The organism is Mycobacteriales bacterium (genome assembly GCA_035995165.1).
Classification (GTDB): Bacteria; Actinomycetota; Actinomycetes; order Mycobacteriales; family CADCTP01; genus CADCTP01.
Map to the genome: position 1 here is coordinate 158,432 of DASYKU010000096.1, position 21,389 is coordinate 179,820.

The 21,389-nt window shown below is 73.2% G+C and carries 20 protein-coding genes and 1 tRNA gene; 9 read left to right on the plus strand and 12 right to left on the minus strand.

Annotated elements, in window-relative coordinates; genetic code table 11:
• Positions 1–18: 18 nt before the first annotated feature.
• Positions 19–432, plus strand: coding sequence for a VOC family protein (locus VGP36_16725; protein ID HEV7656360.1), 414 nt, complete (start codon positions 19–21; stop codon positions 430–432).
• Here the strand turns inward: VGP36_16725 and VGP36_16730 are convergent, their stop codons facing one another.
• Positions 433–1,230, minus strand: coding sequence for a tetratricopeptide repeat protein (locus VGP36_16730; GenBank protein HEV7656361.1), 798 nt, complete (start codon positions 1,228–1,230; stop codon positions 433–435).
• A 348-nt stretch (positions 1,231–1,578) separates the two neighbouring features.
• Here VGP36_16730 and VGP36_16735 point away from each other — a divergent pair, with 348 nt between their 5' ends.
• Complete coding sequence (locus VGP36_16735; GenBank protein HEV7656362.1) at positions 1,579–3,057, plus strand: cation:proton antiporter; 1,479 nt, start codon at positions 1,579–1,581, stop codon at positions 3,055–3,057.
• A gap of 253 nt (positions 3,058–3,310) precedes the next feature.
• Here VGP36_16735 and VGP36_16740 read toward each other — a convergent pair.
• Positions 3,311–3,387, minus strand: a tRNA-Met gene (locus VGP36_16740).
• Positions 3,388–3,459: 72 nt separating this feature from the next.
• Complete coding sequence (locus tag VGP36_16745) at positions 3,460–6,357, minus strand: UPF0182 family protein (GenBank protein ID HEV7656363.1); 2,898 nt, start codon at positions 6,355–6,357, stop codon at positions 3,460–3,462.
• Positions 6,358–6,474: 117 nt separating this feature from the next.
• On the opposite strand from VGP36_16745, the gene VGP36_16750 reads away from it, so the two are divergent.
• Positions 6,475–6,984, plus strand: a complete 510-nt coding sequence (locus VGP36_16750) for a PPA1309 family protein (GenBank protein HEV7656364.1) — start codon at positions 6,475–6,477, stop codon at positions 6,982–6,984.
• Positions 6,985–6,986: 2 nt separating this feature from the next.
• Here the strand turns inward: VGP36_16750 and VGP36_16755 are convergent, their stop codons facing one another.
• The 3 genes from VGP36_16755 to VGP36_16765 form a co-directional block, all read right to left on the minus strand.
• The gene (locus tag VGP36_16755; GenBank protein HEV7656365.1) at positions 6,987–8,018 is read right to left on the minus strand and encodes a PDZ domain-containing protein; all 1,032 of its coding nucleotides are present in this window, start codon (positions 8,016–8,018) and stop codon (positions 6,987–6,989) included.
• Between the two features lie 46 nt (positions 8,019–8,064).
• Complete coding sequence (locus tag VGP36_16760) at positions 8,065–8,244, minus strand: hypothetical protein (protein HEV7656366.1); 180 nt, start codon at positions 8,242–8,244, stop codon at positions 8,065–8,067.
• 102 nt (positions 8,245–8,346) lie between these two features.
• Entirely contained in the window at positions 8,347–9,378 is a 1,032-nt protein-coding gene (locus VGP36_16765) for an NAD-dependent epimerase/dehydratase family protein (GenBank protein HEV7656367.1), read from the minus strand.
• 101 nt (positions 9,379–9,479) lie between these two features.
• Here VGP36_16765 and VGP36_16770 point away from each other — a divergent pair, with 101 nt between their 5' ends.
• Positions 9,480–10,772: a zinc-dependent metalloprotease gene (locus VGP36_16770; GenBank protein HEV7656368.1), complete on the plus strand. Its 1,293-nt coding sequence runs from the start codon at positions 9,480–9,482 to the stop codon at positions 10,770–10,772.
• A gap of 41 nt (positions 10,773–10,813) precedes the next feature.
• Here VGP36_16770 and VGP36_16775 read toward each other — a convergent pair whose 3' ends face one another.
• Together VGP36_16775 and VGP36_16780 are read right to left on the minus strand one after the other, a co-directional pair.
• On the minus strand, positions 10,814–11,422 hold the full coding sequence (locus VGP36_16775; protein HEV7656369.1) for a hypothetical protein: 609 nt from the start codon (positions 11,420–11,422) through the stop codon (positions 10,814–10,816).
• A complete protein-coding gene (locus VGP36_16780) occupies positions 11,419–12,012 on the minus strand; it encodes a M48 family metallopeptidase (GenBank protein ID HEV7656370.1) in 594 nt (197 codons plus the stop codon). The genes VGP36_16775 and VGP36_16780 overlap by 4 nt, the downstream gene beginning before the upstream one ends.
• A 513-nt stretch (positions 12,013–12,525) precedes the next feature.
• On the opposite strand from VGP36_16780, the gene VGP36_16785 reads away from it, so the two are divergent.
• The 3 genes from VGP36_16785 (at position 12,526) to VGP36_16795 (ending at position 15,658) form a co-directional block, all read left to right on the plus strand.
• A complete protein-coding gene (locus VGP36_16785; protein ID HEV7656371.1) occupies positions 12,526–12,678 on the plus strand; it encodes a DUF5679 domain-containing protein in 153 nt (50 codons plus the stop codon).
• A 221-nt stretch (positions 12,679–12,899) separates the two neighbouring features.
• On the plus strand, positions 12,900–14,273 hold the full coding sequence (locus VGP36_16790) for a ThiF family adenylyltransferase (GenBank protein HEV7656372.1): 1,374 nt from the start codon (positions 12,900–12,902) through the stop codon (positions 14,271–14,273).
• A 68-nt stretch (positions 14,274–14,341) separates the two neighbouring features.
• Complete coding sequence (locus tag VGP36_16795; protein ID HEV7656373.1) at positions 14,342–15,658, plus strand: AarF/ABC1/UbiB kinase family protein; 1,317 nt, start codon at positions 14,342–14,344, stop codon at positions 15,656–15,658.
• A gap of 66 nt (positions 15,659–15,724) precedes the next feature.
• On the opposite strand, the gene VGP36_16800 is transcribed toward VGP36_16795, so the two are convergent.
• The 4 genes from VGP36_16800 to VGP36_16815 form a co-directional block, all read right to left on the minus strand.
• Positions 15,725–15,889, minus strand: a complete 165-nt coding sequence (locus tag VGP36_16800; GenBank protein HEV7656374.1) for a hypothetical protein — start codon at positions 15,887–15,889, stop codon at positions 15,725–15,727.
• Between the two features lie 110 nt (positions 15,890–15,999).
• Entirely contained in the window at positions 16,000–16,272 is a 273-nt protein-coding gene (locus VGP36_16805) for a WhiB family transcriptional regulator (protein HEV7656375.1), read from the minus strand.
• A 170-nt stretch (positions 16,273–16,442) separates the two neighbouring features.
• Positions 16,443–16,751: a hypothetical protein gene (locus VGP36_16810; protein HEV7656376.1), complete on the minus strand. Its 309-nt coding sequence runs from the start codon at positions 16,749–16,751 to the stop codon at positions 16,443–16,445.
• 160 nt (positions 16,752–16,911) lie between these two features.
• Positions 16,912–18,945, minus strand: a complete 2,034-nt coding sequence (locus VGP36_16815; protein HEV7656377.1) for a UvrD-helicase domain-containing protein — start codon at positions 18,943–18,945, stop codon at positions 16,912–16,914.
• A gap of 88 nt (positions 18,946–19,033) precedes the next feature.
• On the opposite strand from VGP36_16815, the gene VGP36_16820 reads away from it, so the two are divergent.
• Positions 19,034–19,267, plus strand: coding sequence for a mycoredoxin (locus VGP36_16820; GenBank protein ID HEV7656378.1), 234 nt, complete (start codon positions 19,034–19,036; stop codon positions 19,265–19,267).
• Positions 19,268–20,590: 1,323 nt separating this feature from the next.
• Positions 20,591–21,187 (plus strand): hypothetical protein, encoded by a 597-nt coding sequence (locus tag VGP36_16825; GenBank protein ID HEV7656379.1) that lies wholly within the window; start codon positions 20,591–20,593, stop codon positions 21,185–21,187.
• Positions 21,188–21,389 lie beyond the last annotated feature (202 nt).

Consider the following 21,389-nt stretch of genomic DNA (forward strand, 5'->3'; position numbering starts at 1 on the left):
CGAATACTGTGTCGCGGCATGACGAGCAACGACGTGACCGCGCCGGCCCTGCGCTCCCGGGTGCCGGGCATGTGGTGGGGAACCACCATCGAGGCCCCGGATCCCGTCGCCCTGGCCCATTTCTACTCCCGGCTGCTCGGGTGGCCGCAGGTGGAGGAGTCGCCGGGGACGGTGGTCCTGTCCGCCGTCGAGGGATCGATCTTCGTGGTGTTCCAGCAGGCGACCGGTTATCAGCCGCCGGTCTGGCCGCCCGCCGCCGGCCGGCAGCGCCCGATGATGCACTTCGACTTCCAGGTCGGCGATCTCGACACGGCCGTCGCCGACGCGGTGGCGCTGGGAGCCGTGCTGTCCGAGTTCCAGCCGCAGGACAACGTCCGCGTCCTCACCGACCCGGCCGGCCACCCGTTCTGTCTCGTCCTCAACACCGACTGATCAGAGTGCGGGGACGTCGATTCCGGCCGCGCGCATCAGTCGCCAGTCCTCGCGGACGAGCTCTGCCCCGGTACGCCGTTTCAGCGGATGCACCTCCTCCGCGACCGCGCGGTAGTCGCGGCGCGCCTCGTCGAGCTGGCCGAGCAGCAGGTGGGCATGGCCGATGTTGATGCGGTTCATCAGGTTGTCCGGTTCGTCGGCAACGGCCTGCCGGCTGATCTCCAGCGCCTCCGCGGCCCGGCCGGTGAACAGGTAGAGCTCCGCGAAGTAGGAACGCAGCCCGGGATACGCAGGATCCAGCGCAGCCGCGGCCTCGTAGTCGGCCAGCGATTCGGCCCACCGGTGCTGCAGGATCCGGATCGCCCCGCGCTCACACAGCGGCCGGGCCTCCCCCGGCCGAAGATCGTGAGCCCGGCCGAACGCGGCGACAGCGTCGTCGAGCCGACCCAGGAGCCGATGACAACGACCGACCCCGAGCACGGCGCCGTAGTCCTCCGGGTCCTCGGCCAGCGCACGGGTGAAGTCAGCGAGCGCATCCTCGTACGCCTGGGATCGGTACCGATCCCAACCCCGCTGCGTCAGGCTCGTCATCCCTCGCCGACCTGCTTTCCCCGTACCGATCGTGCGAATGCCCGGATGCCCGGCGCCGACCGCCGTGGGTAGGGCCCGCACTCTCGCACAGGTGTACCGGCGCTTCGGTGAAGTCGACGCCGCCGGGACCTCGCCACTGTACGAGCGGGTCGCGGTCGCCCTGAGCGAGTCGCCGAGGCGCTGCGCGCCGGCCTGGCTGTCCTGCACGCCGAGGCTCGTGGCCGCTGCTGGCCCCAAGGCCGCCTGCTCGCCTGGCTGGCAGCGTCCCAGGGGGCCGGCGGACGGTCCGAATCCCCAGGCCAGACGGTCGACCGTCCGGTATCGTCGCCTGCGGTGCGCCGGGAAGTCTGGTCGGCAGAGTGAGCTGACCGACCCCTCGGGAGACCGTGTGCGCCGTCCTTCGCAGGTTCCGTCCGGCCGTGGCTCGCAGCATGAGGTGCGGCGGATCGCCGACCGCCGGCACCATCGCCGCCCGGCGCGGGAACCGGCCGCCGCCGGAAGCGGCGCCATCCTGACCCCGGCACCGACCGGATCCGCCCAGCAGACGGGAAGCCGTTGTCCGAGACCTACTCCTTCGCCGTCGACGTGCTGCTGGTGTCGGCCGCCGGGCTGCTCGCCCTGCTGTCCAACCGGCTCACCGAGCGGACCAGGATCCCGGCCCCGCTGATCGTGCTCGTCGCCGCGGCCGTCGTGGTCAAGGCCGTACCCGATCTGCACGCGCCGCCGGAGCGGATCGTGGAGCAGCTGGTGACGGTCGCGCTCGTCCTGATCCTGTTCGACGGCGGCATGCACATCGGCTGGAGCCGGTTCCGGGCGGCGGCCAAGCCGATCGCCGTCGTCGGCGTCGCAGGGACCTTCCTGACCGCGGCCGGCGCGGCCGTCTTCCTGCACGCCGCCGTCGGCCTCGACTGGTACGTCGCCCTGCTGGTCGCGACCGCGGTGAGCCCGACCGACCCGGCGGTGGTGTTCTCGGTGCTGGGGCAGCGGGAGATCTCCGGGCGCAGCGGCACGATCCTGGAGGGCGAATCCGGCGCCAACGACCCGGTCGGGATCGCGCTCATGGCCGGCCTGATCGCCGCCCACGGCGTCGGCGTGGGCCCGTTCGGGCGGGTGGCCGGGGAGTTCGGGCTGCAGATGGTGGTCGGCGGTGCCGTCGGCCTCATCGGCGGCCGGGCCCTGCTGTGGTTCATGCGGGCGGTGCCGCTGCCGAGCGAGTCGCTCTACCCGCTGCGTACGGCGGTCAGCGCGTTCCTCGTCTTCGCAGCCGCGACCCTGCTGCACGGCTCCGGGTTCCTGGCCGTGTTCGTGGCCGGGATCCTGCTCGGCGACGCGCGGGCGCCGTACAAGCGGGAGATCGAACGGTTCCAGTCCGCGCTGGCCAGTCTGGGCGAGGTCGTCGCCTTCGGCGTCCTCGGCCTGACCATCGACCTCGGCACGCTGGCCCGTGCCGACGTGTGGGTTCCCGGCCTGCTGCTGGGCCTCCTGCTGGCGGTCGTGATCCGGCCGGTCCTCGTCGGCATCTGCCTGGCGCCGTGGGGGCTCAGCCGCGGCGAGAACGCGTTCATGCTCCTGGCCGGGCTCAAGGGCGCGGTCCCGATCCTGCTCGGCGGCTCCATCCTCGACGCCGCGCTGCCCGACGCCCAGCGCCTGTACGGGATCGTCGTCGTGGTGGTGATCTTCTCGGTCGCCGTGCAGGGCACCCTCGTGCCCACTCTCGCCCGGGTCCTGCACGTACCCATGCGTGCGGTCCAGCCGGAACCCTGGGCGCTCGGCCTGCGCCTGCGCAGCGAACCCGACGGCGCGCAGCAGATCACCGTCGCCGCCGGCGCCCCTGCTGACGGCCGCCGGATCGACGAACTGCACGAGCTGCCCGAGGACAGCTGGATCAGCCTCGTCGTCCGTGACGACCGGCCGCTGCCCGTCCGCGACGACACGCGGCTGCGCGCCGGCGACAGGGTCCTCGTCCTTGCCACCCCGGACGCGCAGGACCGGGTCCTGGCCATCTTCGGCCGGGCCGCCACCGCCGGCGGGTGAACGCCGCGACCACTGAACCTGTTCGCCCGGGTGGATTCTGGCCGCGCCTCCGCCGCGGCGCTGACCGGCCGGGTGCGGACCGGCACGCCTCGGTCGCGTTCACGCTCCAGCCGTACTCGCACGTACTCCCGAGCGGCGACGAGGATGCGGCGAAGAAGGTCCCGATCTCATGCTCGGCCCACGGGTCCGTGAGCAACGAGCCCGGAAATGCGACCAGGGCGCTCGATCCGGAGATCGAACGCCCTGGTCAGAGTGGTAGCGGGGGTAGGATTTGAACCTACGACCTCTGGGTTATGAGCCCAGCGAGCTACCGAGCTGCTCCACCCCGCGTCGCCTTGATCTACCTTACGCAGCCGGCGGGTCGGGTGCAAATCCGCCCGCCGGCTGCGTCCGGTCCAGTTCCTAGCCTCCGCCGCGGGCCGTCGCCACGGCCGCCGCGGCCTGGTTCAGCGCGGTCTGCGCCTGGCCGATGCGGGTGACGTCCCCACTGCGGTACGCCGTCTGCAGGTTCGTGTACGCCGTGCCCAACTGGGTCAGCGCGGCCTGCAGCTGCGGTGACACCGTTCCCCCACCGGTGCCGCTCGGAGGCGCCGGCGTCGGTGATGTCGAGGTGGAGGCGGACGGGCTCGGGCTCGGCGACGTACCGGTCCCACCGCTGGCATCCGGCGCCTGCTGACCGGCGCCCGCTCCGAACAGCGTGTCGAGCGCACCGGTCAGGGACGACGCGAACGCCACCCGGTCACCGAAGGCGACCAGCACACGCTGCAGGATCGGGTACGGCAGTCCAGCCGCCTCGACGTACAGAGGTTCGATGTACAGCAGCCCGCCGCCGACGGGCAGGGTTAACAAGTTGCCGTAGCGGACCTGGGACCCTTGTGAGTTCAGCAGCGTGATCGTCTGGGCGATCTCGGGTTGGGACCCGAAGCGGCCCTGCACCTGGCCAGGACCGAGGACGGCCTGGCTGCCGGGTAACTCCAGGACCTGCATCTGGCCGTAGTCGGCCGGGTCGCTGGAGACCGTGACGTACGCGGCCAGGTTGTCCCGGGACAGCGCGTTCAGCGCGCTGGTCAGCTGGAAGACCGGGGCCTTCTGGCCGGGCGCCTGGGCCACGATGTAGTACGGCGGCTGGGCGGCGCCCTGCCCCGTCGTCGGGTCGGCCGGCACCCGCCAGAAGTCCTGGGTGTTGAAGAACTGCCGCGGGTCGGTCACGTGATACCGCGTGAGCAGCTCGCGCTGGACCTTGAACAGGTCCTCGGGGTAGCGCAGGTGCTCGGCCAGCTCGTCGCTGATCTGGCTCTTGGGCTGGATGATCCCCGGGTACGCCTTCATCCAGGTCTTGAGCACCGGGTCGTTCTCGTCGAACTCGTACAGCGTGACCTTGCCGGTGTACGCGTTGACCGTCGCCTTCACCGAGTTGCGGATGTAGTTGACGTCCTGCCGGGGCAGCGCCCGGGTGCCCTGCCCGGTCCGGGAGTCGGCCGCGACCTCGCCCAGCGTCTGGCGTTCCGAGTACGGGTAGTTGTTGATCGTGGTGTAGCCGTCCACGATCCACTCGACCTGCCCGTTGATGACAGCCGGGTACGGGTCGCCGTCGACCTTGAGGAACGGCGCCACCTTCTCCACCCGGTCGGCCGGGTCGCGGACGAACAGGATCTTGGAGTTCCCGTTGATCGCGCTGGAGAGCAGGATGTTGCGCTCGCGGTAGTTGACCGCGAAGGCCAGCCGGTTGAAGAAGCTGCCGAGGCTCACCCCGCCGCTGCCGTTGTACCGGAACAGCTGGTCGTCGCCGCTGTTGTTGGGCCGGTCGAACTCGCCGCGGGAGTTGGTGTCGACGATCGAGTAGTCCGAGATCAGCTCGCCGTAGTAGATCCGCGGCTGGTTGACCTTGATCGGCCCGGTCGCCGGCAGCCCGCCCTCGGTGAAGTCGGCCTGCGAGGTGAGGTTCTCGTTCGCGGCCGCGGCGACGAAGCCGTTGCCGTGCGTGTAGAACGTGTGCCGGTTGATCCAGTTGGTCTGGTTGCCGGTCAGGTTGTCCGAGCTCAGCTCCCGGACCGCGACGACGTAGTCGGATTCCTTGTCGTTGATCGTGTAGCGGTCGATGTCCAGCTTCTCCGGGAAGTCGTACACGTTCCGGATCTGCTGGAACTGCCGGAAGGTCGGGCTGAGGATGTTCGGGTCCAGCAGCCGCGCGTTCGGGATCGTCGACTTGTCCGAGGTGAGCGCGTTGCGCGCGGACGCGACGTCCGTGTTCGCGTTGTACTGCTGCTGGTTGACCTTCCCGCCCTCGCTGGTCGACGTGATCCCGTACGCCGCCCGCGTGGCCTGGATGTTGCGCTGGATGTACTGCGCTTCCTTCTCGTTGGCGTTCGGCCGGACGCTGAACTGCTGCACGATCGCCGGGTAGATCCCGCTGGCCACGATCGAGGTCAGCAGCAGCAGCACGATCGCGATGGCCGGCAGCTGCACCCAGCGCAGGAAGATGTTCGCCAGGATCGCGACCGCGCAGATCAGCGCGACGAACATGAGGATCGTCTTGGCCGGCAGCACCGCGTTGACGTCCGTGTACGACGCACCGGTCCGGCCGTCGCGCTCGTTGAAGAGCAACCCGTACCGGTCGAGATAGTAGGCCGCGGCCTTCAGCAGCACGAAGATGCCGAGCAGCACGGACAGGTGCACGCGGGCGGCCGGGGTGACCTTCTCCCCCGGCGTCTGCAGCCGCACCCCGCCGAAGAGGTAGTGCACCGCCACCGCCGCCAGCAGCGACAGCACGATCGCGGTGAACAGCAGGCCGAGGATGAACCGCTGGAACGGGTACGTGAACGTGTAGTACGAGAGGTCGATCCCGAACTGCGGGTCCTTGATCCCGAACTGCGTCCCGTTGCGCCATTGCAGCCAGGTCTGCCACTGCGCCTGGGCGGTGATGCCGGTGAACAGGCCCAGCACCGCCGAGATGCCGATGACGATCAGGCGGCGGCGCGGCTCGAGCGCGGACCGGTAGCGCTCCAGGTTCTGCTGCTCCAGCGACATGGGCCGGAACGGCGGCCGGAACCGGTACGCCAGGAAGAGGTTGACGGCGATGACCAGAGCCATCAGCACGCCGAAGAGGAAGAAGAGCAGGATTCGGATGCGCAGGCCGGTGGTGAAGACCTGACGGAAGCCGACCTCGCCGAACCAGAGCCAGTCCACGTACATCCGGACCAGGGACCCGAGCACGGACAGGACGAGCACCAGCAATACGACGACGCCAATGATGATCTTGGCGCGCCGGGACAAGGACGGCACCGGTAGCGACGGCCGCATGGCCACGGTGGTGTGCTCCCCACGAGAGGGCGATCTGGACGCCTGAGGAACTTACCGGGGACCGCTGTGGTTCCCGCCCCGGCGTGCGGGTCGGTGCACAACTGTAAGGATGAGGCCGTGTCGGAGCTGCTGCAGGAGACCCTGGTCGAGATCGAGCGGCACGTCGCCGGCTCCGGATGGAACCAGCGGCCGCAGCTGTTCGCGCTCGCGCGCACCGCTGACCTGGTCGTACGGGAGCCGGAGTTCGCCGCCCAGCTGGGACTGGACCCGGAGCGCATGCCGGCCGAGGCGCTGACCCCGGTCGAGCAGGACCCGCTGCCGGACGGTCCGCTGGACGAGTCGCTGGCTCAGGTCGGCTGGCCCCGTGAGGTCGCCGGCTGCGCGCTGGTCCAGGAGGTCGTGATGCTGCCGCCGGAGGTCGAGGAGGGCATGCCGCGGCACGCCGACGTCCTCGACTGGGCGACCGAGCACCCGGCCCGGCGGGAGGCCCGGCTGGCGGTGGCGGTGCTGCGGAACGGCAGCCGCGCCTGCACCGTCCGGATGCGCGGCGAGGACGAGGACGAGCTGCTGGTCGGGCCCGACCTGGCGCCGGCGCTGGCCGACGCGCTGGCCGCGACCCTGGACTGAGCTCAGCAGGACGGGGTCGGCTGCCCTGCCCGCAGCGCGTCCAGCGCCTTGATCGCGCCGGACAGCGAGTCGACCTTGATCAGTGTCAGCCCCGACGGCGGCTTCCGGCTGGCCTCGGCGCAGTTGCCGGCCGGCACCAGGAAGTCCGTCGCGCCCTTGTCCTTGGCCGCGATCAGCTTCAGCGGGATGCCGCCGATCGGGCCGACCGAGCCGTCCAGGCTGATCGTGCCGGTGCCGGCGATGAACTTGCCGCCGGTGAGGTCGTCGGCGCCGAGCTTCTCCAGGATCCCGAGCGCGAACATCAGCCCGGCCGACGGCCCGCCGATGCGATCGTCCAGCCCGATCTTGACGGAGAACGGGGCCGTGCTCTGCAGCGTCACGCCGACGCCGAGCACCGCCCGGGTCTTGCCGCTGTCGTCGGTACCCGAGGTGGTGGTGATCTGGGCGGTGCCGGGCCTGGTGCCCCGCTCGTACGCGACGGTGACCGTGGTCCCCGGCTTCGTCGCCGTCAGCACCGAGCCGAGCTGCGCGATGTTGGCGACCTTCGTTCCCTGCACCGCCGTGATGACGTCCTTGGCGGCGAGCTTGCCGTGCGAGGGCGAGTCGTCCTCCACCGCGGACACGATCACCCTGGCCATCTTCAGGTATGCCAGCACGGCCAGCTCGGCCGAGTTCTGCGAGGTGACGAAGTCCTGGGTGTTCTTCTGGTCGGTCTGCTGCTGGGTCTGGCCGGGCGGGAAGATCTCCTCCCGCGGCACCACCGCGCGCTCCGGGTCGAGCCAGCCGCGCAGCGCCCCCAGCAGGTCGAGCCGGTCCCGGACCGAGACCGTGGTCAGGTTGAGGTGCCCGCTGGTCTTCTCCGGTGTCCTGCCGGTGAGCTGGATGATCTGGTTGCCGGACTGGTCGACGCCGAGGGTGTCCAGGGTCGGTCCCGGACCCAGCTCCGCGTACGGCACCGGGAGCTGGGAGCCGCCGACCAGCAACGCGAGCAGCAGCACCGCGCCGGTGATCAGCGTGAGGACCCGTCGGCTCATGCCCCGCAGCTTAGGCAGGTGTGCTGTAAGACCCGCGTGCGGTAGGTCAGCGCGGCTCGTCCGGCTGGTCCTGCCGGCTGCGCTCGAGCGCTTCGACGAAACGGTGGTGGGCGGCGACGCTGTCGACCGGATCGGCCGGCCCGCGTGGCCGGGCGGCCCAGCTCGCCCACGCGACGGCGGCGACGAGCGCCACCAGCGGGATCAGCAGCCAGACCAACGGGGACACACCCTCACGGTACGCCGCCGACCCCCCATTCGGCCCGTGTCGCGGCGTGTCGTGGGCGACGGCGTCGTGACCGTCCGAAGTGGACGGACAGGCGATCGTGGGTCAGCCGGACCGGCGGCGGCGGGCGCGCCGTACCAACGCCGCCGTACCGACGAGGGCGACGGCGGCACCGGCCGCGGCCCCGCCGACGACGGCCGGCCCGCGCCGGCGTTCGGACCGCTCGCCCAGGTGGTCGGCCACCGCCTCGGCGTTGCTGTGGGACGGTCGCCAGCCGACCTCCCGCAACCGCGCGCAGTCGATCACCCAGGGGTGCATGAGATAGGCCAGCTCGCTCGGCGGCGCCGGCGTGATCCCGAGCCGGTGCAGCCGCTCGGCCATCCCGACCGCGGCCCGCTCCGGCAGCTCGAGGCTGCGCCGGCCGCTGATCCGTTCCAGCTCGTCGTGGTCGAGCCAGCCCTCGCAGGCGACGTTGGCCGGTCCGTCCAGCACCCCGGCCGGGGCCAGCGCGGCCAGCTCGACCGCGGCGGCGAGGTCGGAGACGTGGCAGAACTGCCAGCGGGTGTCGGCGCCGCGGATCCGCAGCAGCCGGGGTGCGCCGAGCAACGCGGCCATCGGCTCCCGGTCGCCGGCGCCGAGCACCACAGCCGGCCGCAGCACGGTCACCGCCAGCCCGCGGTGAGTGCGCCGGGACACCGCCGCGATCCGCTCGATCTCCAGCAGGTCGCCGACCGCGCTGGCCTCCGGCACCGCCCGCAGCGGCGCGTCGTCCGGCAACGGCACCGGGTTGTCCGCGTACGCGCCGTAGACCAGGGCGCTCCCGACGACCACCACCCGGCGCACGCCGGCGGCGAACGCGGCGGTGATGACCGTCTGCGCGGCCCGGGTGTTGCGCAGCCGCTGGCCGTCGCGGTCCGCGTCCGGGGTGAGGTCGACGGCGAGATGGGCGACCGCGGTCACCCCGGCGAACGCGCCGGTCAGGGCCGGGTCGAGCACGTCGACCTCGCGCCAGCCCGCGGTGGTCCCGGCCGGCTGCGGGCAGCCGTCGATGCCGATCGCCGTACCGATCCGGTCCGAGCCGGTGAGGTGGGCGAGGACGGCCGCGCCGGCTCCGGAGCCGGCTCCGGTGACGGCCACGACGGGATCAGTTCGCCGAGGGCGTACGGACCCGGGCACGTCGCCCTCCCCTCGCTCGTCAGGACTACCGTGAGGAGCATGGCAGCGCGAGGAGGCCGCTGGTGACCGACGTCCCGTTCGGGTTCGGCTTCGGGCCGAACCGAGACGACTCGGGGTCCGGCTCGTCCGGGTCCGGTTCCGGGTCGGGTGATCTGCCCTTCGGGGCGGGCTTCGGCCTGCCCGGAGCCGGTGGCATCCCTGACGACCTGGCCGGAAAGGCCCCGCTGTTCGCCGCGCTGCAGCAGATGTTGTCCGCCCAGAGCGGGCCGGTGAACTGGGAGCTGGCCAAGCAGATGGCCGTCTCCGCGCTGGCCACCGGGCACCGCTCGCCCTCGCCGGTCGAGCGCTCCCAGATCGCCGAGGCGATCCGGCTGGCCGACCACTGGCTGGACCCGGTCACGCAGCTGCCCTCCGGGGTGACCGCGATCGAGTCCTGGTCCCGGGTCGAGTGGGTCGAGAAGACCCTGCCGGCCTGGGCCCAGCTGTGTGACCCGGTCGCGTCCCGGGTGGTCGGCGCGATGGGCTCGATCGTGCCCGAGGAGGCCGCGGCCGAGGCCGGCCCGCTGCTGGGCATGGTCGGCCAGATGGGCGGCCTGATGTTCGGCGCCCAGGTCGGGCAGGCGCTGGCCAAGCTGGCCGGCGAAGTCCTGGCCAGCACCGACGTCGGGCTGCCGTTGGGACCGGCCGGGGTCGCGGCGCTGCTGCCGGACAACGTGGCCGCGTTCGGGCAGGGGCTGGAGCTGCCCGCGGACGAGGTCCGGCTGTTCCTGGCGCTGCGCGAGGCCGCGTACCACCGGCTGTTCAAGCACGTGCCCTGGCTGCGGCAGCGCCTGTTCGACGCCGTCGACGCGTACGCGCGGGGCATCACGGTCGACCGCGAGGCGATCGAGCGCGCGATGTCCGAGATCGATCCGCAGGACCCGGAGAGCATGCAGAAGGCGCTGGAGGGCGGCATGTTCGAGCCGTCGGTGACGCCGGAGCAGCAGACCGCGCTGGCTCGGCTGGAGACCCTGCTCGCGCTCGTCGAGGGCTGGGTCGACGACGTCGTCGGCGCGGCTGCGGCCGACCGGCTGCCCAAGGCGGAGGCGCTGCGGGAGACCCTGCGCCGGCGCCGCGCGACCGGCGGCCCGGCCGAGCAGACCTTCGCCACGCTGGTCGGGCTGGAGCTGCGGCCGCGACGGCTGCGCGAGGCCGCGACGCTCTGGCGGACCCTGCGCGAGCAGGAGGGTCCGGAGGGCCGGGACGAGCTCTGGCGGCACCCGGACCTGCTGCCGGCCGCGGACGACCTGGACGACCCCGAGGGGTTCGTCCGCCGCAGCGGCGAGACCGACGACCTGGACCCGAACCAGGCCTGAGCTGCTTTCCCGCCCCTCCTGACCTCGGCCGGGCCCGAGCCTCAGCCGGTCAGGAGGGCGCGGGTCGCTTCCCAGCCCTCCAGGTCGAGGTCGAGCCCGGCCAGGTCCTCGCGACCGCGGAGCCGACGCCAGGACGGGGTGATCGTCAGCGCGCCCGGTTCCGGCGCGGCCGCCGTGAGCCGCTCCACCGCGTACGGCTCGTCGAGGTCGAGGTCGAGCGGCACCCAGGCCGGGACGGGCAGGCGTGCGGCCAGCGCGACCAGACCGCCGCCCTCGGCCGGTGCGGCCGCGACCAGCGCGGTCGACAGCGCCGAGAACGGCTTCGCGACCAGCAGCCCGGGCAGGTCCGGCGCGTCCGGGACGAAGACCGCGGCCTCGTCGTAGCCGCGGGCGGCGAGCAGGGCGAGCACCTCGACCGGACGGCCGAGCCGCGTCTCCAGCACCGGTGTACCGGGCCAGACGACGTCCTCGGCGTCCGCGACCCGGTCCGGGGCCGCCGCCACCACCGGATCGAGCCCGGGCAGGTCCGCGAGCAGGTCGGCGACGTCCTCGGCCAGCGCCCGGGCGAACGCGTCCGGCGCGATCCCCGGTGGGCAGGCACGGGCGGCCGGTGGTCCGGCCAGCAGCAGCGCGGCGGCCCGGCGGATCATCCCTCGGTCCCCGGGTCGACTTCGGCGGCGGGCGTCTCGTCCTCCTCCGACCGGTCCAGGTGGGCCGCCGCGGCGACGCCCTCCAGGTAGCCGCGGGCGCGCTCGGTGCGCGGGTAGCGGCCGACCAGCTCCCAGAAGTCGGCGCCGTGCCCGGTGACCAGCAGGTGGGCCAGCTCGTGCACGAGCACATAGTCCAGGACCCAGCTCGGCATGTCCCGCAGCCGGCTGGAGACCCGGATGGTGCCGTCGGTCGGCGTGCAGGAGCCCCAGCGGGAGGCCATGTTCGACACCCAGCGCACGCTGCTGGGCCGGGCCTCGCCGTCGAGCACGGTCGTGGACAGCTGCCGGGCCCGGGCCAGCAGTGCCTCGTCGCTGCGGCGGGGTCCGCGTTGCCGCCGCGCGTCACGGGCATGCAGCCGGGCGACCATCTCGGCCACCCATCGTCGCTCCTCGGCCTTGCTGAAGCGGGCCGGGATCAGTACCACAGTCGTGTCGCCGTCCCGGTATGCGGACACGGTCCGACGCCGGCGCGCGCTCCGCCGCACCTCGACGGCGGGCGCGGCCCGGTCGACGGCAAGCGTACGAGCCACTCCTGAACGGTAGCGGGCCTGAGTGACAGTTTCGCTCTGTGATTTTTCTGCTCCACAGGTGTGCACATCATCGCCGCAGCTCAGCCGGTTGGGTGAACCGTTCGTACGAGGTGTGTCCACACCGTGTCCCCCGCCGGTCCACAACGACACCCCGTGTCGTCCCCAGGCTGTCCACAGGGTTGTCCACAGGCTGTGGGTGCGCCGCGTTGACCGCCGTACCCGGCGGCTCTAGCGTTCTGGCCCAACGGAGCCCCCGGCCTCCGGACGTACCGCCCGTTAGGGGAAGGCGAGCGGTGCGTACCGAGAGACCGGGGGCTGCGTGTTGTCCCGGGTCTGTGATCGATTACACAGCGTGAAACGGACGAGCAGGCCCGAACGGGTCCGGAGTGTCGTGCGGGGTCGTCCCCGGGCCGCGCGGCGAGGGGGCTGCACGCGTGACCGCCGTGCTCAGGCGGGTACGGTGACGCGGCTCCCCGCGAACCGCCAGGGGGTACGGATGACGAGGAGGACGACGTGGCCGACACCTACAACGGCTACTGCGTGAAGTGCAGAGAGAAGCGCGACTTCGAGGGTGAGGTCTCGGTCAGCGACTCCGGTCGTCGTATGGCGAAGGGCAAGTGCCCCGTCTGCGGGACCACGATGAACCGGATCCTCGGCAAGGCGTAGCCGCACGCGTTTCGCAGCCAGGGGGCGGTCCGTCACGGACCGCCCCCTGGCTGCATGCCCGGGAAGGCGGGGCCGGGTCGCCTCCTCCATCCGGGCCCGATCGTCAAGGCCGGTGGGCGGGTTGTGGACGAGGGTCGGTCCTGTGGACGGCCGGAGGCGGGGAGCCGCCGCCGGTGGCAGGCTCGGGGACGACCGATCGACCAGCAGGAACGAGGTGCGTGGTGACCTTGCCGCTCCGCCCGCGGCGTCCGGCCGGGGTGCCGCAACCGCCGCCCGGGCGTGCCGCCGGACCTGCCGACGCCCGGGCCCGGACGCCCGGCGCCGGATCGGGCCGGCCGCTGCTGCCGACGGCCTTGCGCCCGGTCTGGCGGGCGGACGGAGCGCTGCAGCTCGGCCTCGACCCGGAGCGGGCCGTGGTGGTCGACGGCATCGACGAGCCCACCGCCCGCGCCCTGCTGGAGCTCGACGGCACCCGGACCGAGTCCGAGGTCCTCGCGGCAGCGGCCGGCGACGGTCTGGACGCAGAGCTCGTCTGCGACCTCCTCGCCGACCTCCGCGCCGCCGGCATCCTCGCCGAGGTCACCTTCCCCGCGAACCCGCCGCCGCCCGACCGTGCGCCCCGGCCGACGCCCGCCGGACCGACGAGCACCGCCGCAGCTCGCCCGCACTCCGTCGGCGCGGACACGAGTGCCGGTGGAGACGGAGCGTCAGCCGGGACCGCCCGGATCACCGCCGGTGCTGCTCGGACGTCAGGCGGCCGGAGCGCCGGGGCGAGGCGGGGTGGGTCGATCGGGGTGACGACGCGGCCGGCGCCGACGGGCCGCGCGTTCGGGGCGGTGGGCGCGGCCGGCAGGCTCGGTCCGGACCTCGCCGCGCTGTCCCTGCTGCCGGCGCCACACAGCCCGCTGGAGGTGATGCGCGGCCGGCGCGCCGCGGCCGTCGTCGTGCACGGCGCCGGCCGGGTCGGCGTGAGCCTCGCCACCCTGCTGGGCGCCGCCGGCGTCGGCCGGGTGCACGTCGCCGACCGCGGTCCGGTCCGCCCGGGAGACGTGGCGCCGGCCGGCTTTCCGGCCGCGGACGTGGACCGCTCCCGCAGCGCCGCCGCGGCCGACGCGCTGCGCCGGGCCGCCCCGGAGGTCCAGTCGGACGCGCCGCCGCCCGGCCGGCGCCCGGACCTGGTCGTGATCGCCTCGACCGACCCGGTGGACACCTCGCTGCGGACCGCGCTGGTCCGCGGCCGGGTGCCGCACCTCGTCGCCGGCGTTCGGGAGACCACCGCCGTGGTCGGCCCGCTGGTGCTGCCCGGCCGGACCGGCTGCCTGCGCTGCGGCGACCTGCACCGGGTGGACCGGGATCCCGCCTGGCCGGTGGTCGCCGCCCAGCTGGTCGGCGTCCGCCGCCGCCGGGAGGAGCCCTGTGACGTCGCGCTGGCGACGCTGGCCGCCGGCCTGGCCGCGCTGCAGGTCCTGGCCCACCTGGACGGACGCCCGGTCGCAGCCATCGGCGCCAGCCTGGAGCTCGGCCTCACCGACTGGCGCCTGCGCCGCCGGACCTGGCCGGGTCACCCTCGCTGCGACTGCGGAGCTCCGTCATGAACACATCCACCGGCGGCCGGGCCGGGCCGAAAGCGGCGCGCGGCCGCGGGAACAGGGAGGATGGGGGCGTGACCGACATCCCCCGGCGGGCAGTGACGCGGACCGCCCGGCTCGCGTCCCTTCCGGTGGGCGTGGCCGGCCGGGCGGCGCTCGGGTTCGGCAAGCGGCTGGGCGGCCGGCCGGCGGTCGAAGTCACCGAGGAACTGCAGCGCCGGACGGCCGAGCAGCTGTTCGCCGTGCTCGGGCAGCTCAAGGGCGGCGCGATGAAGTTCGGCCAGGCGCTGTCGGTGTTCGAGGCCGCGTTCCCGGAGGAGATGGCCGCGCCGTACCGGGAGGCGCTGACCAAGCTGCAGGAGGGCGCGCCGCCGATGCCGGCGGCGACCGTGCACCGGGTGCTGACCGAGCAGCTGGGCCGGGACTGGCGGCGCCGGTTCACCGAGTTCGACGACGTGCCGGCCGCGGCCGCGAGCATCGGGCAGGTGCACCGCGCGACCTGGGCCGACGGCCGCCCGGTCGCGGTCAAGGTGCAATACCCGGGGGCCGGCCCGGCGCTGCTGGCCGACCTCGGCCAGCTGTCCCGCTTCGCCCGGATGTTCGCGGTGCTCTCCCCCGGGCTCGACGTCAAGCCGCTGCTGGCCGAGCTGCGCGCGCGGGTGACCGAGGAGCTGGACTACGCGCTGGAGGCCGACGCCCAGCGTCGCTTCGCCGCGGCGTACGCGGACGATCCGGAGATCCACGTCCCGCGGGTCGTGGCCAGCGCGCCCAAGGTGCTGGTGTCCGAGTGGATCGACGGGCTGCCGCTGGCGAAGATCATCACCGGCGGCGACCGGGCTCAGCGGGACCGAGCCGGCTACCTGCTGGCCCTGCTGCACTTCTCCGCGCCGGCCCGCGCCGGGCTGCTGCACGCCGACCCGCACCCGGGCAACTTCCGGCTGCTCGCCGACGGGCGGCTCGGGGTGATCGACTTCGGCGCCGTGGCCCGGCTCCCGGACGGGCTGCCGGCCCCGATCGGGCGGCTGACCCGGATGGCGATCGACGGTAAGGCCGAGGAGGTGCTGGCCGGGCTCCGGCAGGAGGGCTTCGTCCGGCCCGACCTGGACGTCGACGCGGACCGGGTGCTCAGCTACCTGCGCCCGATGCTGGAGCCGCTGGCGCACGCCCACTTCCGGTTCACGCGGGAGTGGATGCGCTCGGAGGCGGGCCGCATCGGCGATCCCCGCAACGAGGCCGCGCAGATCGGGCGGCAGCTCAACCTGCCCCCGTCGTACCTGCTGATCCACCGGGTGACGCTCGGCTCGATCGGGGTGCTCTGCCAACTCGACGCCGATGCGCCGTACCGCGGCATCGTCGAGCGCTGGCAACCCGGCTTCGCCGACCCGGCCTGAGGTCCGGGTTGACGGAGCCGCCCGCCCCGGTAGCGAGGGGCGGGCGGCTCCTGGGACGCCACCGGATCAGAGGATCTCGGCGGCGGCGAGGCGGGCCCGGCGGGCGGCGCGGTCGGCGCGGCGCTGCCACTTGTGCATGGCGTGCACCTTGGCGCCGAGGCGTACCTCCGCGGCCACGGCCTCGGCCTCACGCATTCGAGCGCGTGCGAGCTCTTCGTTGAGCAGCAACATCGCAGTACTCCTGACGGTAGGAGCGAGCGGACGGGCGCCTACTCGCAAGATCGTGGTCGGCTGGATCGGCGCCGGAGCGCCGTGGACGGTGGTGCCGGACCGGCGGTGGGTCACGCGGCGACCTCCTTGCGCGGGCGGCCACGTGGCCGCTTGCGCGGGATGACGACGCCCCGCTCGAAGATCTCGCCGCCCCACACGCCCCACGGCTCGTGCCGCTCGAGCGCGCCGGTCAGGCACGCCCGGCGGACCGGGCAGTCGAGGCAGTGGCTCTTGGCGAGTTCCAGGTCCACCGGGGTTTCGGCGAACCAGAGCTCCGGGTCCTGCACTCGGCACGGCAGTTCGACTCCCGCGCGCTCGGCCTCGAACGGGTCGAGATCGAGCATCGCGACGGTGGTCGGCTCCGCGACGAGCACCCCTTCGCTGGGGGTACGCACCGGGCTCACCTCCTGAGCTGGTCGTTCGGACGGATGAACGGAGGGCGGGAAATGAAAGAGGCCGCGGATCCCAGGTACTGGGATTCCGCGGCCTCGAAGGTGAGCCGGTTCGGTGTGTATCAACACCGAGGTGGCGTCCTTCGAGGCGGATCCCCCTGGACGGCGACGGTCGGGATGAGGGCGGCCGTCTTGACCTGGTCCGCACCCATGACGCCGACGGCACCGAAGTGCATGCCGTGGTCGGCGGAGGACGGACGGGTCCGCTCGATCGACGGGAAGGACGGACCGCCCTCGTACGTGGCGAAGGGCAGACCGGTCCCCTTGACCGACGGAGTGGCTGCGGCACACCGCGCCTCAAGGGCGACCTTGCCGGTCCAGCGGTTCATGACAGGGGAGGTCGCCGCGAGCGTCGGGTTCAGACTGTTCATTGCGGACCACCTCCTCCTGTGCGGCGGCAGCGTCCCGTTGGGACGGCCGCGTGGATTCGAGATGGAGGCTAAGCCTCGGCCCGAACCGCGCGCAACGGATTTAGACGCGGTGGCCGAAACTCGCCGGAAATTGCACCTTGGGGCAGCGCGGGAGGGCCGTTCAGCCGCCGGATCCGGACGGCGCCGGCTCCCCCCGGACGATCGCCAGCACGTCTTCGCCGTAGCGGTCCAACTTGGACTGTCCGATGCCGGGGACAGCCACCAGCGACGGCACGTCGGAGGGCTGCCGCACCGCCAACTCGGCCAGCGTCGCGTCGGTGAAGACCACGTACGCGGGCACCTTCTGCGCCTCGGCCCGGGCCGCACGCCAGGCCCGCAGCCGGCTGAACAGCTCCGGATCGGCGTCCTCCGGGACGGCCGCACCGACCCGCCGCCGGGTCGTCCCGCCGACCCGTGCCGCCGACACCGGCTCGGACGCGATCCCGTGCAGGAAGCGGGTCCGCCGCCGCGACCGGCGCCCGCCCGGTGCGCGGGACAGCGCCCAGGACAAGGCGATCGACTCCCGGGCCCGGGTCACGCCGACGTAGAGCAGCCGGCGCTCCTCGTCGATCTGCTCGTCGGTCAGCGCGTGCTGGATCGGCAGCGTCCCCTCGACCAGGCCGACCAGGAACACGGCGTCCCACTCCAGCCCCTTCGCCGCGTGCAGCGAGGCCAGCGTGACGCCCTGCACGGTCGGCGCGTGCTGCGCCGCCGCCCGCTGGTCCAGCTCGGCGACGAGGTCGCCGAGCCCGGCCTCGGGCTGCACGGCGGCCAGCTCCTCGGCCACCCCGACCAGCGCCGCCAGCGACTCCCAGACCTCCCGCGCGGCACCACCGCCGGGCGGCGCGTCCGGCGACCAGCTCAGCCCGGACAGCACGTCCCGGACGGAGTCGACCAGCTTCTCGCCCGGCTCCGCCGAGCGGACCGCGCCGCGCAGCAGCAGCTGCGCCTTCCGGATCTCGATCCGGTCGAAGAACCGCTCCCCGCCGCGGAGCACGTACGGCACGCCGGCGTCGGCCAGCGCCCGCTCGTACGCCTCCGACTGCGCGTTGACCCGGTAGAGGATGGCCAGCTCGCTGGCCGGCGTGCCGGCGTCGATGCGGACCCGGCAGGCGGCCGCGACCGCCGCGGCCTCGGCCGGCTCGTCGTCGTACTCGGCGAAGGTCGGGGCGGGACCGGGGGCACGCTGGCCGATCAGCTTCAGCGCCGAGCGGCGGCCGAGCACCCGGTTGGCCAGCTCGACCACCTGCGGGGTGGACCGGTAGTCGCGCACCAGCTTCACCACCTCCGCGCCCGGGAACCGGCGCCCGAAGGAGAGGAGATAGGTCGGCGTCGCGCCGGTGAAGGAGTAGATCGTCTGGTTCGGGTCGCCGACGACGCAGAGGTCGTCCCGGCCGCCGAGCCAGGCGTCCAGCAGCCGCTGCTGCAGCGGGCTCACGTCCTGGTACTCGTCGACGACGAAGTAACGGTAGCGCGAGCGCATCTCCTCGGCGACGTCCCGGTGCTCCTCGATCGCCGCCGCCGTGACCAGCAGCAGGTCCTCGAAGTCCAGCGAGCCCGCCCGCGCCTTCACCTCTTCGTACGCGGCCATGACCGAGACCATGGTGGCCGCCGGCACCGGCGGCTCCCGGCCGGCCTCGACCGAGCGGGCCGCGTAGAGCGAGGGCGGGCAGAGCGTCACCTTGGCCCACTCGATCTCCGCGGCCAGGTCCCGCAGCACTGTCCGATCGGTGTCGCGGACGCCGGCCCGGGCGGCAGCGGTGGCCACCAGCCGGATCTTGTTGTCCAGCAGCTCCGGCACCGGGCCGCCGAGGACGCGAGGGCCGAAGTACCGCAGCTGGCGCAGCGCGGCGGCGTGGAAGGTCAGCGCCTGGACGCCCGGACCGTCCGGACCGCGGCCGACCCCGAGCGCGCGCAGCCGGGTCCGCATCTCCCCCGCCGCCCGGGCCGTGAACGTCACGGCGAGCAACTGACCGGGCGGCACCGCGCCGGTACGGACCGCGTGCGCGATGCGGTGGGTGATCGTCCGGGTCTTGCCCGTACCGGCGCCGGCGAGGATGCAGACCGGACCCCGGACCGCCCGCGCGGCCTGCTCCTGCTCCGGGTCGAGCCCGGCGAGGACGGATTCGTCCTCGGCAGGATCGGCGGGTTCCACGACGGGGCATCCTCTCAGGCGCCGGGCCGGGGAAGAGTGACCGGCCCCGGCGCGTTGCGTCTGGCGACTAGTCCCGTACGGAGGATCGATGCTGACCGTCTACTCGACGACGTGGTGTGGCTACTGTGTCCGGCTCAAGAAGGCCCTCGATCGCGCGGGCATTCAGTACGCCGAAGTGAACATCGAAGAGGATGAGAAGGCGGCCGAGCTCGTCCAGAATGTGAACGGCGGGAACCGGACTGTGCCAACAGTGGTATTCCCCGATGGCAAGGCCCTCACCAATCCGTCCATCGATCAGGTGAAGCAGGCACTCGCGGCATAACGAACCCCGCCCGGCGGCTGCCCGGGCACCCACCCCTCCGATAGTGTGTCCGGACGGCGACGTAGCGTGGCCAAGCCGGGGGGCCCTTTGTAGCGACGCCGCAGGGTCACCAGGGTGGGCGGAGGTGCAGGTGTGGTGGACCGCGGGGTCGCCGAATCAGGGCGACACGCCGCTGGACTCCCAGGAACGCCGCGCGGGGAGGTTCTGATCAGAAGGACCTCGACCGGGTGGCGGGTCGAGGGACCGTTCCCGGGACTGCCGACGGACACCGTCGATGACCTGGGACACGCGCTCACCCTGGCCGACCTCCTGGCGGAAGGCACCGTGCCCGGACCCCGGCCGCCGCGACCCGCGGACGGCCTGGACGAGGTCACCCGGCTGCGCGCGTCCATACGGCAGCTTGAGCACGCGCTGTCGTCGCGGGTGATCGTCGAGCAGGCGATCGGAGTGCTCAGCGAGCGCTGGCGGGCGGCGCCTCGGGATGCCTTCGAGCAGCTACGCAGGGTGACGCGGTCGCACGGGCTGCGGATCCACGATCTGGCCAAGCTGGTCATCGAGTCGAGCACGGACCCGGAGATCGGGCTGCCGGCCGAGTTGGTGCCGACGCAGCGGCTGCCGGAGCCGCGGCAGTCGCCGGATGGGCGGGACGCCAAGTCCGGGTCCGGACCTGCGTCGGGATCCGGTTCGGGTTCCGGTTCCGGCTCCGAACGACGGCGGACGCGGCGGGCCGAGTCGCCGCAGGTGAGCACCAACGGACGGACTGCACCGATCACGACAAGCGCGCCTGCTCCACGGGCACCGCACGGACGTCACGCCCGCGCCGAACGGTGAATCGTTTCGCCCGCCGAGCCCGGCCTCGCCTCCCCGGCGAAGCCGGGCTCGCGTCGTTCCGCCGCGCCGCGGTCGGGCCGTGCGACTCCGTCGCCGTGTCGGCCCTGTCCGGCCTGGCTGCCTGCCGGGCCGATCGGGTCGGCGGGTCGGGCCGCTCGGTGGCCGGCCGCTCGTCCGGCCTCGCTGCCCTTCCGGGCCGATCGGGGAGGCGGCCGGGCCGCCCGGTGCCCGCGGGTCCGTCCGGCCTCGCTGCCCTGCCGGGTTGATCGGGGACGGTGGGTCGACTGCTCAGTGCCTGCTGGCGGACGGCCGGCACCGGCCGCGGGGCTCGTCGGAGCCGCTCGGTGACGGCCGGGCGGTCCGCACCATTGCGCCACATCGGCGGTCCGTTCCCGCGCGGGCTGCCGCTCCGGGGTCGGGCGAGGCGCCGCTTAGGGTGGTGGGGTGATGTCTGCGCCGCGTCCCGTCGCGGCGGATCGCCTCGCCGACGAGGTGGCCGGCATCGTGGACCGCGCTGCGGCCCCGTGTCCGTACGTGCTGCGTGTCGCGGTCGACGGTCACCCGGCGGCAGCTCCGGCTGCACTCGCGGACGCGCTCGTCGATCCGCTCCGGCTGGCCGGCCGGCCGGTGCTGCGGGTCGGCAGCGACTGGTTCCTCCGGCCCGCGTCGGTCCGGCTCGAACGCGGGCGGACCGATCCTGACGCCTTCTACGACGACCGGCTCGATGCGGCGGCACTGCGCCGGGAGGTGCTCGATCCGCTCGGTCCCGGCGGCTCGGGTTCGTACCTACCCACGCTGTGGGATCCGACGACGGACCGTGCGACTCGGGCGGCCTATGTCGCCGCACCGCCCAAGGCCGTCCTGATCGTGGACGGGACGTTGCTGCTCGGGCAGGGGTTGCCGTTCGACCTCACGGTGCATCTGCGGCTATCGGCCGGCGCGCGGGAGCGACGGACGGACGAGTCGGCGCGCTGGATGCTGCCGGCCTATACGCGGTACGAGCAGGAGGTCGGCCCCGAGAGTGTGGCCGACGTGCTCATCCGAGTGGACGATCCGCGCCATCCGGCGTTGTCATTCCCAACAGGTTGAGCAGGGTTCCCACAGATCGACCTTTCGGCATGGAACGAGGGCAAAGGGCACGCTAGGTTTGCCTCGTGGGTGTCAGGATTGCTCTAGCCGCGGTCGTTGTAGTTGCTGCTGTCGCGGGGTGCGGCGGTGGCGATCCAACGCCGACCGCAGTGCTCCCCTCCCCACCCCAGACGTCGTCGTCGCCGTCGAACCCCCCATCGCC

Bases quoted from the DNA above. Each gene is read 5' to 3' on its own strand.
- VGP36_16800 (HEV7656374.1), bottom strand. From the start codon at position 15,889: ATGTTGCTGCTCAACGAAGAGCTCGCACGCGCTCGAATGCGTGAGGCC.
- VGP36_16805 (HEV7656375.1), bottom strand. From the start codon at position 16,272: ATGCTCGATCTCGACCCGTTCGAGGCCGAGCGCGCGGGAGTCGAACTG.
- VGP36_16725 (HEV7656360.1), top strand. From the start codon at position 19: ATGACGAGCAACGACGTGACCGCGCCGGCCCTGCGCTCCCGGGTGCCG.
- VGP36_16775 (HEV7656369.1), bottom strand. From the start codon at position 11,422: ATGATCCGCCGGGCCGCCGCGCTGCTGCTGGCCGGACCACCGGCCGCC.
- VGP36_16755 (HEV7656365.1), bottom strand. From the start codon at position 8,018: ATGAGCCGACGGGTCCTCACGCTGATCACCGGCGCGGTGCTGCTGCTC.
- VGP36_16810 (HEV7656376.1), bottom strand. From the start codon at position 16,751: ATGAACAGTCTGAACCCGACGCTCGCGGCGACCTCCCCTGTCATGAAC.
- VGP36_16820 (HEV7656378.1), top strand. From the start codon at position 19,034: ATGCTGACCGTCTACTCGACGACGTGGTGTGGCTACTGTGTCCGGCTC.
- VGP36_16745 (HEV7656363.1), bottom strand. From the start codon at position 6,357: ATGCGGCCGTCGCTACCGGTGCCGTCCTTGTCCCGGCGCGCCAAGATC.